Origin of the sequence: Pseudomonas fluorescens (assembly GCF_000802965.1) — a bacterium.
GTDB lineage: Bacteria > Pseudomonadota > Gammaproteobacteria > Pseudomonadales > Pseudomonadaceae > Aquipseudomonas > Aquipseudomonas fluorescens_A.
On the sequence record NZ_JSAK01000021.1, the window covers coordinates 61,985 to 77,143 of the forward strand.

A 15,159-nucleotide genomic window follows, 5' to 3' on the forward strand; every position below is an offset into this window, starting at 1 on the left:
ATCAGCCAAAGGAATGATTTGTAGAGCCGCGCAAATACTAGCTTTGCGCCATCATCACTTACCTTTCAAACACAATCTTGTGATGGATGCTGCAACCTCTTTCGTGCGAGCCTGTGTATCCTTTCCGAAATAATGAGCCTGACGGCAGGCTGCCCCTGACCAGTCTGCCGCTTCCCCTCAGCGTCGGATACTGTTCAAGGCATGTCTCGTCAATTGCGATCGGTACTGCGAACAACAATGAACACTCAAGTGACGTCCCCTACAGATAACCCCAAGACGCAAGTGCCTCTGGTTTCCATCGTGGCGCCTTGTTACAACGCGGAAAAGTATCTGGAAGAGGCCATTCAAAGCATTTTTGGCCAGGAATATCCGAACTTTGAAGTGATCGTTGTGGACGACGGGTCTACCGACAACAGTGTTGCCTTGCTCAAGCAACTTCAGAAAACCTATGACTTCCAGCTGTACACGCAACCGAATCAGGGCGTGAGTGCAGCGCTTAATCACGGCTTGCGGTACGCCAAGGGTGACTACGTCTCGACGCCCGATCTGGACGACATCATGCTCCCGCAATCCCTGCGCATTCGAGTCGATTATCTGAACCCACGCCCGAACGTCGGTTGCGTCGGGGCGCTGATCATTTACATGGATAGCGATGGTAAAACCATCAAGCAGCAACAGCGCGATCAAATTCGTACGTACAACTTCGATCAGATTCTCAGCCAGGCCGTGGTGATTGGTGCTCCTGTGGCGCTCTATCGCATGAGTGCAATGCGCAGTGCCGGTTTCTATGCGCCGCACCTGCGGGTCCAGGATTTCCAGATGACTTTGCGGATTGCCCGCCTGGGTTATGAAGTCCATGAACTGCCGGTGTGCGTGACCCGTTATCGCCGACACCCCAACAATCTGTCGAGAAAGTACAAGGTATTGCTGCAGGCGGACCTTGAGGCCATCGAGCCGTACCTCAGCCATCCTGCCTATCAGAGCGCCCGCACCCAATTGTTGAACAAGGCGCTCAAATATGCGGTGGTCGAAGACAAAAAAGAGGCCTGGAAACTACTGCGTTCCATCCCCTGGCGTCACATGAACCGAACCAGTTTCAAACGCCTGAAGCGATTGTTGTTTCATCGCTAGGACGCCAGCTACCCGGTATTAACTTTCCTGTTTCCCAGGCCTTGCCAATGAAATTTCTCGAAAAACTCAAAGAACGAAAAACCAGAAAACACCTGAAACGTCTGGAGAAACTGCACAGGGCTCCGGAGAAAATCCGTTTGCGTTACCCCCGGTATGAAATCGGCGTAGGCACTTACGGTATCCCGGAAGTCGTAGAGTTTGGCGATGACACGATTCTGAAAGTCGGCTCCTACACCTCGATTGCCGAAGGCGTAAAGATTCTGTTGGGCGGTGGCCATCGCACCGATTGGGTCAGCACCTATCCTTTCCCATTGATGATTGATGAAGCCCGAGACATTCCCGGCAGCAATCCGACCAAGGGCGATGTCGTGATCGGCAGTGATTGCTGGATCTGCGCCGACGTCATGATTCTGTCTGGCGTGACCATTGGCCATGGGGCGGTGGTGGCGGCAGGCGCGGTCGTGACCCGCGATGTCGAGCCCTACGCGATCGTTGGCGGCAACCCCTGCCGTCACATCCGCTGGCGGTTCGAGGAAGACGTGCGCCGTGAGTTGCTGGCGTCCGCGTGGTGGGACTGGCCCATGGAAGAGGTCAAGGCTGCGTCGCGCATTTTGAGCAGCAGCGACATGCAGGGTTTTCTGGAATACGCCCGCCAACGCCAGTCGTCGACTGTAGCGGTCGGATAATCCCGAGTTCTGGCCGCGACGGGGCATGTCGCGGCCATCTCAAGCAGGACTCAATGCATCTCGGTCAACGCGAGTTTCACACCGATAGCGATCAGCACCGCGCCCATCGTGCGATCGAACCAGTGGCCCATGCGGGCAAAACCGGCGCGCACGCGCTGTTGGCTGAACAGCATCGCCACCAGGCAAAACCAGACAGCCGTCGCTACTGCCAGGTAGACCCCGTAGCCCGCCTGCACCGCCAACGGCGTGTGCGGGTTGATCACTACGGTGAACAGCGACAGGAAAAACAGGGTGGCTTTCGGGTTCAGCCCGTTAGTCACGAAGCCTGAGGTAAAGGCACCACGCGCCGTGCGTTCACCCGCTTCTTTGTGCAGGTCATCGGTCACCGGTTTGGCGGGTTGCGCACGCAATGCCTTGAAACCGATGTACAGCAGATACGCGGCAGCCGCCCATTTCAGGGCGTTGAACAGCACAATCGATTGCGACACGATCAAACCAATGCCCAGCAACGAATAGCCGACATGCAGGAAAATCGCCGTGCCGACACCGAGCGCCGTCCAGGTGCCGGCGCGACGACCGTGGGTCACGCTCTCGCGCACCACCACGGCAAAGTCCGGGCCGGGGCTGGCTACGGCCAAAAGATGAATCAGGGCAACGGTCAAGAATTCTGTCCAGTACATGAGGGCTCCTTCAGGCCAAGCGTAACTTTTTATTTCATCTGGTAGGCTCGGCAGATTACGCCTTCAGTTCATTGCACAAAAGGTACAGTTGATGACGAACTCTCGCCGCGCCGTTTTCCTCGACCACCCCTCCCTGGACCTGGGCGACCTCGACCTCACCCCGTTGCGCGATTGTTTCAGCGAACTGCAGCTGTACGCCCAGACCCTGCCGGACCAGGTGATCGAACACCTCAAGGGTGCCACCGTCGCCATCAGCAACAAAATCCTCATCGATGCCGCCGCCATGGCCGCCAGCCCCGAGCTGAAGCTGATACTCATCACCGCTACCGGCACCAACAACGTCGACCTCGCTGCCGCCCGTGCCCACAGCATCACGGTCTGCAATTGCCAGGGCTACGGCACGCCGTCGGTGGCGCAGCATACGATCATGTTGCTGCTTAACCTGGCCACGCGCCTGGCCGATTATCAAAAAGCCGTCGGTGAAGGTCGCTGGCAACAAGCCAGGCAGTTTTGCCTGCTGGATTACCCGATTGTCGAACTGGAAGGCAAAACCCTTGGATTGCTCGGTCACGGCGAATTGGGTGGCGCCGTTGCGCGACTGGCCGAAGCTTTCGGCATGCGGGTGCTGCTGGGGCAGATTCCGGGACGCCCTGCCCGGCCGGATCGCCTGCCGCTGGATGAGCTACTGCCGCAAATCGACGCACTGACCCTGCACTGCCCGCTCAACGAACACACCCGGCATTTCATTGGTGCGCGTGAATTGGCGTCGATGAAACCCGGAGCATTCGTAGTCAACACTGCGCGCGGTGGTTTGATCGACGAACAAGCGTTGGCCGATGCCTTGCGCAACGGTCATCTGGGCGGCGCCGCCACTGACGTCCTGAGCGTTGAACCGCCATCCAACGGCAATCCACTGCTGGCCAACGACATCCCACGGTTGATCGTCACCCCGCACAACGCCTGGGGCAGTCGCGAAGCGCGGCAGCGAATCGTTGGCCAGGTCACCGAAAATGCCCAGGGTTACTTCAGCGGTAAGGCGCTGCGGGTCGTCAGTTGATAAACTGCGGCACTTTTTTTCACAGGAGCAGTTATGGATCCGCGCAGTGAAGTACTGCTTCGTCAGGCTGAGTTATTCCAGGGTTCGTTGTTGCTGGCCGGTTTGCCCGCCGACGACTTGCTCGGCCGCCTCCCCGCCGCCCATGGCTGGTGCTGGCATGCCGGCGATCAAGCCGCGCTCGACGCCCGCTTTGCCGAGCGCAGCCATTTCGGCGTGAACGTCCCGGAGCGCGAGTTCGACAGCGCGGTGGTGTTTCTGCCCAAGTCCAAGGACCTGACCGATTACATCCTCAACGCCGTGGCCTCGCGCCTGGAAGGTCGCGAGGTGTATCTGGTTGGCGAGAAAAAAAGCGGCATCGAAGGCGCGGCCAAGCAACTCAACCCATTCGGCAAGCCACGCAAACTCGACAGCGCGCGGCATTGCCAGCTATGGCTGGTCACCGTGGCCAATGCACCAGCCGCCAAGCCGCTGGAAAGTCTGGCCCAGGAGTATGAACTGCCACTGGCTGAAGGCCCGCTCAAAGTCATCAGCCTGCCGGGCGTCTTCAGCCACGGTCGACTGGATCGCGGCAGTGCGCTGTTGCTGGAACATCTGGACAAGTTGCCAAGCGGTCACTTGCTGGATTTCGGTTGTGGCGCGGGTGTTTTGGGTGCGGCGGTGAAACGCCGTTATCCGCACAACCAGGTCACGTTGCTGGACGTGGATGCGTTTGCTGCCGCCAGCAGCCGGCTGACGTTGGCTGCCAATGGTCTGGAAGCCGAGGTAATTACCGGTGACGGGATCGATGCCGCACCGATGGGTTTGAGCGCGATTCTGAGTAATCCACCGTTCCACGTCGGCGTCCATACCGACTATTTCGCTACCGAAAACTTGCTGCGAAAAGCGGCCAAACATCTGAAAAACGGTGGCGAACTTCGTCTGGTAGCGAACAGCTTCCTGAAGTATCAACCGCTGATCGAAGAGCATCTGGGCGTCTGTGCGATCAAGGCTGAAGGGCAGGGGTTCAGAATCTACCGGGCTAAACGCGGATAGAAATTTGTACTTGCCGAATGGATTTTGCCTAGGCAGAATCCGCTCCGTCCTAGGGGAGTAGTCTCCCACGAGCGCCATGCTCGTCCGGCATACGTCAACATACTTGGTCCTCAGACCATGGCGTATGCGACCCCAGCGTCCGCATCAGACGGATCGCAGGGTTTGACAAGACCTATGACACGAACACCTTACCCGGGGCGGGAAGGCTGTACGTGTCATAGCCGTGTCGACCCGCCCCTTAGGAAAACCCCTGATGCTGGATTCACTACTCGTACCTACCGCAATCGTTGCCTTGGCCGAAATCGGCGACAAGACGCAACTGCTCGCGCTCATTCTCGCTGCCCGCTTTCGCAAACCCTGGCCGATCATCGCCGGCATCGTCGCCGCGACCCTGGCCAACCACGCGGCAGCCGGTGCGGTAGGCGCCTGGGTCGGTAGTTTCTTCTCGGACACGATGCTGCACTGGATTCTTGCCGCGAGCTTCGCAGCAACTGCGCTTTGGACTCTGGTGCCGGACAAGATGGACGATGACGAAGCCAGCACGGCACGCAAGTTCGGACCGTTCCTGACCACGCTGATTGCGTTTTTCCTCGCGGAAATCGGTGACAAGACCCAGATCGCGACTGTGATGCTGGCGGCGCAATATCCGGAACTGTGGCTGGTGATCATCGGCACCACCCTGGGCATGTTGATTGCCAACGTGCCGGTGGTTCTGGCGGGTAACTTTGCCGCGGACAAACTGCCATTGACGTTGATCCGTCGACTGGCAGCGTCGGCGTTCTTCATCCTGGCCATTGTCGCGGTGTACAAGGCGATGCAGGCAAGCGGCTGGGTTTGATTGGTTAAATAAGTATTCAGGAACTGTGGCGAGGGAGCTTGCTCCCGCTCGGCTGCGCAGCAGCCGTAACATTGCATCCGCGTCCTAACTCAGGAAATGCGGAGGCTGTTTTGGGGTTGCTGTGCAACCCAGCGGGAGCAAGCTCCCTCGCCACAAAAAGCTGAAAGTGTTCAGCTTTTACTGATTCCAATCAGGACTTCTTGGCCTGCTCGTAAAGCGGCATCACTTTCGGAATCGCCGCCTGCAACGAAGCAATACGACTCGACGAAGCCGGGTGGGTACTCATGAACTCCGGCGGCGAACCTTCCGATGCCTTGGCCATCTTGTTCCACAAGGTGATCGCGGCGTTCGGGTTGTAGCCGGCACGCGCGGCCAGTTCGAGGCCGATCAGGTCTGCCTCGTTTTCATTGGCCCGGCTGTTCGGCAAGGTCATGCCGTAGTTGGCCACGGTATCGGCCAGCGCCAGGGTGTCCGAGCCGAGGCCGAACAAGGCACCGGCGCCCTGCTTGGCCATTTCGATGCCATAGGCCTTGGACATCGCTTCGCGACCATGCTCGCGCAAGGCGTGGGCGATTTCGTGGCCGAGGATGGCGGCGATTTCGTCATCAGTCAGTTTCAGGCTGTCCATCAGGCCGGTATAGAAAATGATCTTGCCGCCAGGACCGCAGTTGGCGTTGAGCTCATCGCTCTTGATCAGATTGACTTCCCATTTCCACTGAGCCGAATCCGGACGGAAAACCGGAGCCTGTGCAATCAGCCGGTCGGAAATCACTTGAATGCGCTTGGCATCGCTGCTGGTCTTGTCCAGCACACCCTTGCCGCTCGCCTCGCCCACGGTCTTTTGATAAGACTGGGCATACATCTGATTGACCTCATCAGTGGACAGCATGCTGAACATGTATTGCTTGCGTTCAACACCTACCGCGCCACCGCTGGTGGTGTTGACCGACTGACAGCCGGCGAGCAGCAGCGCTGCGCCCAGTGCACCCACAACCAAAATCTTGCTCATCGAAAAACTCCATGAAAACTGCCGCCTATCCTAGGCGTGGAAATGTATCGACGCCAGATACACAAGAGATAAGACGCCTATTTCAGGCAAAGCTCTCACCAACGCAGGAAAAATTAAAAGATCGCGGCTGGATGTACGCCGATCCATTGCAGGAGCTGTCGCAGGCTGCGATCTTTTCAACCGGGGGTCAGACACTCCGGCCCGTTGAGCTTCGGATCGTTCACCATGTTCGCCAGCACCCGCTCACGCAACGCAGCGGGTTCACTGGCGAGCAAGGCTTGCAAGGCATGCAGCGGCGTGTCGGGGTTTAGCCAGATTTCCTGCGCCGCCGCATCGAGAATCAACGGTCGACGCTGACTGGCGGCTGGTTGCGTAATCACGGCCGTACTCAGCCACACCTGCTCTTGCACCGGATACGCTTCCCAGATGGCCGCGAAAAACAGCGACGAGCCTTCCCCCGGTGTCAGCCAGTACGGTCGTTTTCGCGTGGTGCCACGCCATTCATAGAAACCATTGGCCGGCAGCAGGCAACGGCGTTCGCGCAGGGCCTGGCGAAACATCGGTTGTTCGGCAACGGTTTCAGCCCGAGCATGGGCCGGGGTGCGAGACAAATCGGTCAGCCACGGCGGTGTCAAACCCCAGCGCGCCCGCGCCAGTTCGCGCTGACCTTCCGCACCGGCTCGCAGCATCAACACCGAATCATTGGGGGAAATGTTCCACTGCGCCTGCTGATCGGCGGGAAAACCGGGCAGGGCCGCGAAGGCGGGGTTCCAGCGAAACAGGGCATAACGTCCACACATGGGGTAGCACGACTCTTGATCAAACGAACGCCAGCCTAACAGACCAGCGTGCCGGGAAAGCTTTCCGGTTCATCGCCGGACACGGGCAGTGCCGCATTGTACGCACTGATCAGCTCACGGGCGTATTGCGCCTTATCGTTATCCACCGCCAGGCCCAATAACCCGTAGATCGGCAGTTCGCCGGTGCCGCCCACCAGATCACGGCCGACCAGATGCGCTTCGATGCCTTCGCTGGCGAGCATGCCTTGCAGCAACTCGCCCTCCATCAGGTTTTCCGGCTCGTAGATTCGCTGCATATACGCCCCTCATTCGTTTTCGCTGAAGACTTCCAGGAACCAGTCCTCTTCGTGAACCTGCAGCACGAACGTAATCGGCCGACAACAGACCTGACAGTCCTCGATATAGGTCTGATCGCCGCCAGACAAGTCGACAGTCGTTTCGACTTCCTCACCACAATACGGACATTCATACTGCGCAGTTTCCAGCATCGCGGTCTCCCAGGTGACTTGTGCGTATAATCGCCGGTCTATTTGCAGGGCTATTTTTGTCTGGCTACTTTTTTCAGACCGTACCCCGCCGGTTTTCGATCAAAACCTTTACTTACCCTAGCCGTTTCTAACAAGAGAGCATGATGGGCGAATTCGATGCCATCCGACCTTACGACGACAGCGAAGTCCCAGCGGTGCTGGCACGACTGCTCAGCGACAAGGCGTTTCTAGATATCCTCACCCACTTCCGCTTCCCGCGTTTCGCTGGCGCTTTAGGCTGGGCGCTCAAACCTCTTATAGCCCATCGACTGCGTCGTGAGTTCGCCGGCGTCCATTCGGTCGCCACGCTACAGGACAAAGTCGAGGTTTACGTCGACCACACCATCGAGCGCGCCACCGACGGCGTGACGTACACCGGCGTCGAGCAATTCAAGTCCGGCAGCGCCTATCTGTTCATCGCCAACCACCGCGACATCGTGATGGACCCGGCCTTCGTCAACTACGCCGTGTATCACGCTGGCCTGCCGACCCCGCGCATTGCCATTGGTGACAACTTGCTGCAAAAGCCCTTCGTCAGCGATTTGATGCGCCTGAACAAGAGCTTCATCGTGCACCGCTCGATCACTGGCCGCCGTGAGAAGATGGCGGCGTATCAGCTGCTGTCGGCGTACATCAACCATTCGATCCGCAACGATTGCGCTTCGATCTGGATCGCCCAGGCCGAAGGTCGGGCCAAGGACGGCGACGACCGCACCGAGTCGGCGATCCTCAAGATGTTCCACATGAGTCGCAAGGACGAGCCGTTTGGCGAAGTCATCCGCTCGCTGAACCTGACCCCGGTGTCGATCAGCTACGAATACGACCCGTGCGATCAGGCCAAGGCCCGCGAGCTCTACATCCGCGCCACTACCGGCAGCTACACCAAGGTGCCGGGAGAGGATGACGTGAGCATCGCCAAAGGCATCACCGGCTATAAAGGCCGGGTGCATGTGCACTTTTCCGCGCCGATAACCGAGCTGTTCGATGACACCAAGCAATTGGCGATCGAGATGGACAAGCAGATCCTCGGCGGCTACCGCTTGTTCCCGGTGCATTACCTGGCTTACGCGCAATGGAAAGACGCTGACCCGCAATTGCAGGTGCCGAACGCCGCGCAGGTGTTTGCCGCCGATGAATTGGCCAAGGCCAAAGAGCAATGGCAGCAACGCCTGGATGCTTGCCCCGAGGAACACCGTCCGTTCCTGGTGCTGCAATATGCGACGCCGGTGCGTAATCAGTATCGGGTGAAGGCGGGATTGCCGCTTTAACGGCTGATACGAAAACGGCGCCTTCAGGCGCCGTTTTGGTTTTTCCGATCACCACACAACCCGTGGCGAGGGAGCTTGCTCCCGCTGGGCTGCGAAGCGGCCCCAAAACCTGCCATTGCGGCTGCTGCGCAACCGAACGGGAGCAAGCTCCCTCGCCACAGGATTTTGTCAGCTTCAGACCCGCGTGCTGATCCACGACACGAGCAAAGCCAATCCCAGGCAAGCAAAACCGAAACCGTAGAAAAACCGGTTCATGCGCAAGGTCGCGCCATCGAGCATCAACGTGGGCTCGTCGATGCGACGGCTCTGGCTCTGCGCCTCCAGGCTGGCCATCGCGCGCTGCTCACGGCGACGGGTGGCGTGCAGCAGCCATCCGCCGGGGCATGCAAAGAGCAGGGCCAGCAGGTTGATCAATTTGGCGGGATGGGCGGTTAACAGCGTCATCAAATGCAGCGACATCACAAACCTCGAACAAAACCGGTGTGGCAGCCACCGAACCGGCGACTGCGGCGCGGATTCTACCGAAAGCCTCTACGCCTGCCCTCTCCTTTGCGACAAATAACGAGGGATTTGACCAGTGGTTGTCCTGCGTCACGGCTCCGTCATCTGAATACGTCACTCTGGCGCCCCTCGAAACCGACACGGACCTCGTCATGTTGCACGCCGAAAACCAGGATCGCCTCTACCTCATTGCCCACAACGATGAACAACAAACCCTCGTCGGCAGCCTCGCCTTCAACGTTCAGGATCGGCATTGGCTGGTGTATTGCGCACTGGGTGGTCATCAACACGCAGATTTGCCGGAAGCGGATTTGCTGACCGGGGTGAGTGTGCTGGATTTCTACTCCCAAGCCGCCTGAAATCCCCACTCCCCCTGTAGGAGCTGCCGCAGGCTGCGATCTTTTGATCTTGATCTTCGGCGTGCTTGGATCAGTCAGAACGCAAGATCAAAAGATCGCAGCCTGCGGCAGCTCCTACAGTTACGGTGCAGGCATTAAAAAGCCCGGGACCATCGCTGGTGCCGGGCTTTTTAACATCTGGCAAAAGCTTACTCGGCGAGCACCTGACCTACGGTCGGGTCCTTGAACAGACGGGTCAAGGCATCGCTCAACACGTCGCTGACCAGTTTGGTGTTGGTTTCCTGGTTCGGCGCCATGCCGAAACGCTGGTCCAGGGATGCACCGTAACGACCGCTGTAGCGACGATTGGCGTTCTGTACATCGGAGCGGAACGTCGCGCCGATGGTTGCCTCGGTCACATACATGCCTTCTTTAGGTGACTGATACTTCAGTTCGGTCAGGGTCACGGTGATTTGCGGTGCGTTCGCCGCATTGGACGTCGGGGTGAAGCCCAGCAAACGCACGGCCGCTTCAGCCTGAGCCTGCAACTTCGGCAGGATTTGCGCGCCCTGCACGGTAATTGCGCTGGTTTCCGGGTACAGACCGCCGCGGGTGCCCAGGGTTGGCGACGGACGCCCGTCCACCACACGCACCACCACAGGCTGGCCGCGACCGACCGGCGCCAGTTGAGCCGTCAACTTGGGTTCCGGGTTCAGTTGTTGCGGGCTGTGGGCGCAGCCGACCAGCGTCAAGGTGGTCACAGTGATCAAACCGAACAACAGGCGTTGCAACATGCTCTTCTCTCCAGAATCAGGCACAAACAGGCCGGCAGTATAGCGGTGCGCCACTGCTGCGAACCAGCGCAACAATTTCAGAAAAATCTGACAAGGCTTTCAGACCGCGGTTCCTGTCACACACCTGTCACCCCTCATACACTTGCGCGTCACGGCTCACTGGCACTCTTCACAGCAGTCACCCCACACGGTACTTACCCATGCGTTTTCTCATTTCCTTGTTCACACCACGCCCACTGCATCGCTGCTTCGCCCTGCTCGACCACAACGGCCATTGCCAGGCATTCAAACAGTGCAGCCTGCAGCCGATGGGCGATGGCTGGGTAGAAATCGAAGAAATCCGCCTGAACTGGCTGCATCAACCGCTGCCTGCCAGCGCCCGCATCAGCCAGCGTCAACCTCGCACGCGCGTGCAACAACTGCTGACCACCTGACCGAACGCCTAATAAAAGTCATTAAACACGACCAATTCCCTGCGTTTCTTCGCTACAATCTCCCCCCGATTATAAGGACGTCTCCTGATCGGGCCTCGCAGCATCGTCAATGCCCCGGTATTGACACCCCGCACCGCCCACAGAGAGCCGCCCACACAGATCGAGTGAAGCTGGCGCGCTTGCTGTTCCTTTGGCAAAACCTCCACTTTTCGCGAATCTGCAGAGCTGTCATTACGCTCGGTCACTGAGCTGTTTGCCCGTTTTGCCTGCCTTGTTTTCCTGGCGGCAAACCATCCGGGCACGGTGCCAGGCTGGGACAGCCCTTTTTTGAGGTTCACGTCTTCAAAAGAGCGTGAAAAAAACGGGTTTTCACAACTTCACAAGAGTGTGGCGAGCAAATGAATAGTTTTGCGTCTGAACATGCACCATTAGCGTCTAGTACAGCCCAACGACACAGGACCGAGTACTCCTCGAACACCGGAGCCTGAAGCCTGTCCGCTACGGATTTGGTTGCACAAACGGATGTATCGACCATAAGTCGAATTGCCAGCCGCCCGTTGAAATGAGTTCATATGACTCTGAATAGACCCGGCCGGTAGCGTCCGTCGAAGTTGCAAAAAATTGCGAAGATTCGGACATGGCGATCCTGCCATGGGTATTTGGGGCAACACTGACACGCCCCGTCACTCCTGGCAGCCATGCCGTCAATTTGGTGCTGCAGATTTTGGAGACGCGTTAAATGGCGCATAACGAAGCAGTCGACGTAGTACTGGTTGGGGCCGGCATCATGAGTGCCACCCTTGCAGTGCTGCTCAAAGAGCTCGACCCCGCGATCAAGCTGGAAGTCGTCGAGCTGATGGATTCCGGTGCCGCGGAGAGTTCCAACCCGTGGAACAACGCCGGTACCGGCCATGCCGGCCTGTGCGAGCTGAACTACACGCCGCAGGCTGCCGATGGCGCCGTCGACATCAAGAAAGCCGTGCACATCAACACCCAGTTCGAGGTGTCGAAGCAGTTTTGGTCGTACCTGACCAAAAAAGGCACGTTCGGCTCGTGCAAAACGTTTATCAGCCCGGTGCCACACCTGAGTTTCGTGCAAGGCGACAGCGGCGTGTCCTTCCTCAAGGAACGCTTCAAGGTGCTGAGCAAGCACCACGCCTTCGCGGACATGGAATACACCGAAGACAAGGCCACTATGGCCGAGTGGATGCCGCTGATGATGCCTGGCCGCGATCCTGGCGAAACTCTCGCCGCAACCCGCGTGATCAACGGCACCGACGTCAACTTTGGCGCACTGACCAACCAGTTGCTCAAGCACCTGACCAGCGCACCCGATGCCCAGGTCAAGTACTGCAAGCGCGTGACCGGTCTGAAGCGTAACAACGGTGGCTGGACTGTCAGCATCAAGGACGTCAACAGCGGCAATACCCGTGAAGTCGACGCCAAGTTCGTCTTCCTCGGCGCTGGCGGCGCGGCATTGCCGCTGCTGCAAGCTTCGGGCATCGAAGAGAGCAAAGGCTTCGGCGGCTTCCCGATCAGCGGCCAGTGGCTGCGTTGCGACAACCCGGAAGTGGTCAAGCACCACCAGGCCAAGGTCTACAGCCAGGCTGCCGTGGGTTCGCCGCCGATGTCCGTGCCACACCTGGACACCCGCGTGGTCGATGGCAAGAAGTCCCTGCTGTTCGGACCTTACGCCGGTTTCACCACCAAGTTCCTCAAGCACGGCTCCTTCATGGACCTGCCGCTGTCGGTTCGCGCCGGCAACATCGGCCCGATGCTGGCGGTGGCGAAAAACAACATGGACCTGACCAAGTACCTGGTCAGCGAAGTGATGCAATCGATGGAGCAGCGACTGGAGTCCCTGCGTCGTTTCTACCCGGAAGCGAAAGCCGAAGACTGGCGCCTGGAAGTGGCCGGCCAACGGGTGCAGATCATCAAGAAAGACCCGAAAAAAGGCGGCGTTCTGCAGTTCGGTACCGAGCTGGTCGCGGCCAAGGACGGTTCCCTTGCCGCCCTGCTCGGCGCTTCGCCTGGTGCCTCGGTGACCGTTTCGATCATGCTGGAACTGATCGAAAAATGCTTCCCGGGCAAAGCCAAGGGCGAATGGGCTACCAAACTGGCGGAAATCTTCCCGGCCCGTGAAAAAGTCCTGGAAACCGACGCTACGCTGTATCGCAAGATCAACGCGCAGAACAACGTCGCGCTGGAACTGGTTGAAGCCAGCAGCGAAACCGAAAGCTACGCTTGATTTAGCCGCATAAAAAAACGCCCCGTCCTCATTGAGGGCGGGGCGTTTTTATTATCGCTGAAAATCTTCTGTGGCGAGGGAGCTTGCTCCCGCTGGGCTGCGCAGCGGCCCCAACATCTTGTGAGCGCTGCGCACTCAAGCGGGAGCAAGCTCCCTCGCCACAGGGAAAACGTAATCAGCCGCGAGCCTTCTCGATCAACTCGATGTATTCCGGCGCATTGCGCTGATCCTTGATCAGGGCAACGAAGTCATTGCCGTGCTCATCCTTGCCGTTCACATCGAAACCAGCCTCGACAAAGAACGTCAGGAAACGCTCGAAGTCATCGATACGCAGGCCACGGTAGGCCTTGATCAGTTTGTGCAACGAAGGCGAAGTGGCGTCGACCGGTTCGAAATCGAGGAACAACTTGATCTGCTCATCACCGATCTCGTCACCAATCACTTGTTTCTTATCTTTACGCATTGCCGACTCCAGCTCGCAGACATTTCACGGGGCGGGCAGTTTACCCCCGCGCGGGCGTCGCACTCAACGCGGACGAACGCTGCCAGTGTGCAGATCAGCCCAGACATGGCCGTTGGCGTAGCTGAGGAACTGGCAATACACCGTGTCATTGCGTAGCAAGTCGATCACCACCCGGTATTGAGCCAGCGGGTAAAACATCGTCAAGGTCTTGCTCTTGTCGTCGTAGACCGGTTTTTTCAGGCTTTTGCTTTCGCCATCGAAGTTGACCAGCACCTGAGTGATCGTCGCGCCCTTGTTCAGGGATTTGCCCTTGAGGCGGATCATCAAAGGTGACGTGACCGGAATCGGCTGTTGATTGGATTGACGTTGAGCGCCAACCACCACCGAATACTCGGTGACCTGCAAGAGTTGTTGCTGCTCGGGCTCGGCGTCACGCAGGGTCAGGTCATCCGGCGGCAGGAATTGCCCATGCATCGGCGCCGGTGCAGCGGCCAGTGGCAGGCTGAGGGTCAACAACAGGGCGGCGCAGCTGCGGATCAAAAGGCTCATGACGGGCTCCGGAGGGCGGGGCCGAGCACTGTAGCAGCCATCAGGTACTTGTAGGAGCCGGCTGCTGGCGAATAGTCGTCGCGGTTTATCAAATAAACCGCGTCGTCTTTTCGCCAGCAACCCGGCTCCTACAAAAGGCATTACAGGGGTCTTACATGCCTTTAACGGCAAAAATCCCGTTGGCGTTACGCCAGTAGCCTTTGTAGTCCATGCCATAACCGAAGATGTAACGGTCGATGCACGGCAGACCGACGAAATCGGCTTTCAGATCCGGGCGAGCCTTGCGGTCGTGGTCCTTGTCGATCAGCACGGCGGTGTGCACCTTGCGCGCGCCGGCGTGTTTGCAGAAGTCGATGATCGCGCCCAAGGTGTGACCTTCGTCGAGGATGTCGTCGATGATCAGCACGTCACGGTCGATGAACGACACTTCCGGCTTGGCTTTCCAGAACAGCTCGCCGCCGCTGGTTTCATTGCGATAGCGGGTGGCGTGCAGGTAGGACGCTTCCAGCGGGAACTGCAGATGGGTGAGCAGCTTGCCGGCGAAAATCAGCCCGCCGTTCATCACACAGAACACCACCGGGTTGCTGTCCGCCAGTTGATCGTTGATGTGTGCACCGACGCGGGCGATGGCCGCCTCGACTTCAGATTCGGTGTACAGGCAGTCAGCCTCTCGCATGATTTGACGGATATGCTCGAGATCAGCGGACATGGTGCTCTCCAGGGGATGGCGGATTCAGGAAAAGCGGGCAAAGGTACGCATCAAGCGAGGCCAGATCAAGCGTTTGTGGACTAACGTACTGTATG

19 protein-coding genes and 1 riboswitch are annotated in these 15,159 nt (G+C 58.5%); of the genes, 9 read left to right on the top strand and 10 right to left on the bottom strand.

The window, feature by feature from the left end; translation table 11 throughout:
* The first annotated feature begins 237 nt into the window (after positions 1-237).
* Entirely contained in the window at positions 238-1,131 is an 894-nt protein-coding gene (locus NL64_RS18720) for a glycosyltransferase family 2 protein (protein ID WP_034149554.1), read from the top strand.
* Between the two features lie 47 nt (positions 1,132-1,178).
* Complete coding sequence (locus NL64_RS18725; protein ID WP_034149555.1) at positions 1,179-1,817, top strand: CatB-related O-acetyltransferase; 639 nt, start codon at positions 1,179-1,181, stop codon at positions 1,815-1,817.
* 50 nt (positions 1,818-1,867) lie between these two features.
* On the opposite strand, the gene NL64_RS18730 is transcribed toward NL64_RS18725, so the two are convergent.
* Positions 1,868-2,497 (bottom strand): LysE family translocator, encoded by a 630-nt coding sequence (locus NL64_RS18730; RefSeq protein ID WP_034149556.1) that lies wholly within the window; start codon positions 2,495-2,497, stop codon positions 1,868-1,870.
* Positions 2,498-2,588: 91 nt separating this feature from the next.
* Here NL64_RS18730 and NL64_RS18735 point away from each other — a divergent pair, with 91 nt between their 5' ends.
* The 3 genes from NL64_RS18735 (at position 2,589) to NL64_RS18745 (ending at position 5,424) form a co-directional block, all read left to right on the top strand.
* Positions 2,589-3,554 carry a 2-hydroxyacid dehydrogenase gene (locus tag NL64_RS18735; protein ID WP_034149557.1) on the top strand — a complete coding sequence of 322 codons (966 nt, stop codon included), beginning with the start codon at positions 2,589-2,591 and terminating at the stop codon, positions 3,552-3,554.
* A gap of 33 nt (positions 3,555-3,587) precedes the next feature.
* Positions 3,588-4,586 carry a class I SAM-dependent methyltransferase gene (locus NL64_RS18740; RefSeq protein WP_034149558.1) on the top strand — a complete coding sequence of 333 codons (999 nt, stop codon included), beginning with the start codon at positions 3,588-3,590 and terminating at the stop codon, positions 4,584-4,586.
* A 39-nt stretch (positions 4,587-4,625) separates the two neighbouring features.
* Positions 4,626-4,750, top strand: a riboswitch (yybP-ykoY riboswitch).
* 89 nt (positions 4,751-4,839) lie between these two features.
* Positions 4,840-5,424 carry a TMEM165/GDT1 family protein gene (locus tag NL64_RS18745; protein WP_034149559.1) on the top strand — a complete coding sequence of 195 codons (585 nt, stop codon included), beginning with the start codon at positions 4,840-4,842 and terminating at the stop codon, positions 5,422-5,424.
* Positions 5,425-5,614: 190 nt separating this feature from the next.
* Here the strand turns inward: NL64_RS18745 and NL64_RS18750 are convergent, their stop codons facing one another.
* From NL64_RS18750 to NL64_RS18765, 4 genes are all read right to left on the bottom strand, one after another.
* Positions 5,615-6,433 carry a M48 family metallopeptidase gene (locus NL64_RS18750; RefSeq protein ID WP_034149560.1) on the bottom strand — a complete coding sequence of 273 codons (819 nt, stop codon included), beginning with the start codon at positions 6,431-6,433 and terminating at the stop codon, positions 5,615-5,617.
* Positions 6,434-6,609: 176 nt separating this feature from the next.
* A complete protein-coding gene (locus tag NL64_RS18755; RefSeq protein WP_034149561.1) occupies positions 6,610-7,233 on the bottom strand; it encodes an SOS response-associated peptidase in 624 nt (207 codons plus the stop codon).
* A gap of 35 nt (positions 7,234-7,268) precedes the next feature.
* Entirely contained in the window at positions 7,269-7,529 is a 261-nt protein-coding gene (locus tag NL64_RS18760; protein WP_034149562.1) for a putative signal transducing protein, read from the bottom strand.
* Between the two features lie 9 nt (positions 7,530-7,538).
* Positions 7,539-7,721 carry a CPXCG motif-containing cysteine-rich protein gene (locus tag NL64_RS18765; RefSeq protein WP_034149563.1) on the bottom strand — a complete coding sequence of 61 codons (183 nt, stop codon included), beginning with the start codon at positions 7,719-7,721 and terminating at the stop codon, positions 7,539-7,541.
* Between the two features lie 143 nt (positions 7,722-7,864).
* Here NL64_RS18765 and NL64_RS18770 point away from each other — a divergent pair, with 143 nt between their 5' ends.
* Positions 7,865-9,028: a 1-acyl-sn-glycerol-3-phosphate acyltransferase gene (locus NL64_RS18770; protein ID WP_172668685.1), complete on the top strand. Its 1,164-nt coding sequence runs from the start codon at positions 7,865-7,867 to the stop codon at positions 9,026-9,028.
* A gap of 174 nt (positions 9,029-9,202) precedes the next feature.
* On the opposite strand, the gene NL64_RS18775 is transcribed toward NL64_RS18770, so the two are convergent.
* Entirely contained in the window at positions 9,203-9,487 is a 285-nt protein-coding gene (locus tag NL64_RS18775; RefSeq protein ID WP_034149565.1) for a hypothetical protein, read from the bottom strand.
* Between the two features lie 194 nt (positions 9,488-9,681).
* On the opposite strand from NL64_RS18775, the gene NL64_RS18780 reads away from it, so the two are divergent.
* Positions 9,682-9,888, top strand: a complete 207-nt coding sequence (locus NL64_RS18780; RefSeq protein WP_034149566.1) for a hypothetical protein — start codon at positions 9,682-9,684, stop codon at positions 9,886-9,888.
* A 188-nt stretch (positions 9,889-10,076) separates the two neighbouring features.
* Here NL64_RS18780 and NL64_RS18785 read toward each other — a convergent pair whose 3' ends face one another.
* On the bottom strand, positions 10,077-10,661 hold the full coding sequence (locus tag NL64_RS18785) for a YajG family lipoprotein (protein ID WP_034149567.1): 585 nt from the start codon (positions 10,659-10,661) through the stop codon (positions 10,077-10,079).
* A gap of 200 nt (positions 10,662-10,861) precedes the next feature.
* On the opposite strand from NL64_RS18785, the gene NL64_RS18790 reads away from it, so the two are divergent.
* The gene (locus NL64_RS18790; protein ID WP_034149568.1) at positions 10,862-11,095 is read left to right on the top strand and encodes a hypothetical protein; all 234 of its coding nucleotides are present in this window, start codon (positions 10,862-10,864) and stop codon (positions 11,093-11,095) included.
* A gap of 739 nt (positions 11,096-11,834) precedes the next feature.
* Complete coding sequence (gene mqo, locus NL64_RS18795) at positions 11,835-13,343, top strand: malate dehydrogenase (quinone) (RefSeq protein WP_034149569.1); 1,509 nt, start codon at positions 11,835-11,837, stop codon at positions 13,341-13,343.
* 175 nt (positions 13,344-13,518) lie between these two features.
* On the opposite strand, the gene NL64_RS18800 is transcribed toward mqo, so the two are convergent.
* The 3 genes from NL64_RS18800 to NL64_RS18810 all read right to left on the bottom strand — a co-directional run bounded on the left by NL64_RS18800 (position 13,519) and on the right by NL64_RS18810 (position 15,064).
* Entirely contained in the window at positions 13,519-13,806 is a 288-nt protein-coding gene (locus NL64_RS18800) for a PA4642 family protein (RefSeq protein WP_034149570.1), read from the bottom strand.
* A gap of 63 nt (positions 13,807-13,869) precedes the next feature.
* Positions 13,870-14,355 (bottom strand): hypothetical protein, encoded by a 486-nt coding sequence (locus NL64_RS18805; protein ID WP_034149571.1) that lies wholly within the window; start codon positions 14,353-14,355, stop codon positions 13,870-13,872.
* A gap of 151 nt (positions 14,356-14,506) precedes the next feature.
* On the bottom strand, positions 14,507-15,064 hold the full coding sequence (locus NL64_RS18810; RefSeq protein WP_034149572.1) for a hypoxanthine-guanine phosphoribosyltransferase: 558 nt from the start codon (positions 15,062-15,064) through the stop codon (positions 14,507-14,509).
* Positions 15,065-15,159: the final 95 nt, after the last annotated feature.

Bases quoted from the DNA above. Each gene is read 5' to 3' on its own strand.
- NL64_RS18720 (WP_034149554.1), top strand. From the start codon at position 238: ATGAACACTCAAGTGACGTCCCCTACAGATAACCCCAAGACGCAAGTG.
- NL64_RS18725 (WP_034149555.1), top strand. From the start codon at position 1,179: ATGAAATTTCTCGAAAAACTCAAAGAACGAAAAACCAGAAAACACCTG.
- NL64_RS18730 (WP_034149556.1), bottom strand. From the start codon at position 2,497: ATGTACTGGACAGAATTCTTGACCGTTGCCCTGATTCATCTTTTGGCC.
- NL64_RS18735 (WP_034149557.1), top strand. From the start codon at position 2,589: ATGACGAACTCTCGCCGCGCCGTTTTCCTCGACCACCCCTCCCTGGAC.
- NL64_RS18740 (WP_034149558.1), top strand. From the start codon at position 3,588: ATGGATCCGCGCAGTGAAGTACTGCTTCGTCAGGCTGAGTTATTCCAG.
- NL64_RS18745 (WP_034149559.1), top strand. From the start codon at position 4,840: ATGCTGGATTCACTACTCGTACCTACCGCAATCGTTGCCTTGGCCGAA.
- NL64_RS18750 (WP_034149560.1), bottom strand. From the start codon at position 6,433: ATGAGCAAGATTTTGGTTGTGGGTGCACTGGGCGCAGCGCTGCTGCTC.
- NL64_RS18755 (WP_034149561.1), bottom strand. From the start codon at position 7,233: ATGTGTGGACGTTATGCCCTGTTTCGCTGGAACCCCGCCTTCGCGGCC.
- NL64_RS18760 (WP_034149562.1), bottom strand. From the start codon at position 7,529: ATGCAGCGAATCTACGAGCCGGAAAACCTGATGGAGGGCGAGTTGCTG.
- NL64_RS18765 (WP_034149563.1), bottom strand. From the start codon at position 7,721: ATGCTGGAAACTGCGCAGTATGAATGTCCGTATTGTGGTGAGGAAGTC.
- NL64_RS18770 (WP_172668685.1), top strand. From the start codon at position 7,865: ATGGGCGAATTCGATGCCATCCGACCTTACGACGACAGCGAAGTCCCA.
- NL64_RS18775 (WP_034149565.1), bottom strand. From the start codon at position 9,487: ATGTCGCTGCATTTGATGACGCTGTTAACCGCCCATCCCGCCAAATTG.
- NL64_RS18780 (WP_034149566.1), top strand. From the start codon at position 9,682: ATGTTGCACGCCGAAAACCAGGATCGCCTCTACCTCATTGCCCACAAC.
- NL64_RS18785 (WP_034149567.1), bottom strand. From the start codon at position 10,661: ATGTTGCAACGCCTGTTGTTCGGTTTGATCACTGTGACCACCTTGACG.
- NL64_RS18790 (WP_034149568.1), top strand. From the start codon at position 10,862: ATGCGTTTTCTCATTTCCTTGTTCACACCACGCCCACTGCATCGCTGC.
- mqo (WP_034149569.1), top strand. From the start codon at position 11,835: ATGGCGCATAACGAAGCAGTCGACGTAGTACTGGTTGGGGCCGGCATC.
- NL64_RS18800 (WP_034149570.1), bottom strand. From the start codon at position 13,806: ATGCGTAAAGATAAGAAACAAGTGATTGGTGACGAGATCGGTGATGAG.
- NL64_RS18805 (WP_034149571.1), bottom strand. From the start codon at position 14,355: ATGAGCCTTTTGATCCGCAGCTGCGCCGCCCTGTTGTTGACCCTCAGC.
- NL64_RS18810 (WP_034149572.1), bottom strand. From the start codon at position 15,064: ATGTCCGCTGATCTCGAGCATATCCGTCAAATCATGCGAGAGGCTGAC.